General features: G+C 50.5%; 1 rRNA gene. It reads left to right on the top strand.

Annotated elements, in window-relative coordinates:
* Window positions 1–648: ribosomal RNA gene (locus tag OCU55_RS23745) — 23S ribosomal RNA — on the top strand; the annotation flags it as partial.

The following is a 648-nucleotide window of genomic DNA, read 5'->3' on the forward strand; positions in this document are numbered from 1 at the left end:
GGCTTAGAAGCAGCCACTCATTAAAAGAGTGCGTAATAGCTCACTAGTCGAGAGATCCTGCGCCGAAGATGTTCGGGGCTCAAACTTATCACCGAAGCTACGGCTAGCAGATTATATCTGCTGGGGTAGGGGAGCGTCGTAATCGGGCTGAAGTCGTACCGTAAGGAGCGGTGGACTGATTACGAGTGAGTATGTTGGCATTAGTAGCGAGAACTAGGTGAGAATCCTAGTGGCCGAAAACCTAAGGTTTCCTCAGGAAGGCTCGTCCGCTGAGGGTTAGTCGGGACCTAAGCCGAGGCCGAAAGGCGTAGGTGATGGACAATCGGTTGATATTCCGATACCACTGCAAATCGTTATTACCGATGGAGTGACGCAGGAAGATAGAGTGTGCTAGCTATTGGATGCTAGTCTAAGCACTTAGGTATACAGGTAGGCAAATCCGCCTGTATTAGCTGAGGTGTGATGGGGAAAGCCTTTTAGGCTGAAGTACTTGATTCTACGCTGCCAAGAAAAGCTTCTAGGGAGAAATGTAGTGCCCGTACCGCAAACCGACACAGGTAGGTGAGGAGAGAATCCTAAGGCCGGCGGAAGAATTACAGTTAAGGAACTCGGCAAATTGACCCCGTAACTTCGGGAGAAGGGGTGCCT

This window comes from Clostridium folliculivorans (genome assembly GCF_024341905.1).
Classification (GTDB): domain Bacteria; phylum Bacillota; class Clostridia; order Clostridiales; family Clostridiaceae; genus Clostridium_AR; species Clostridium_AR folliculivorans.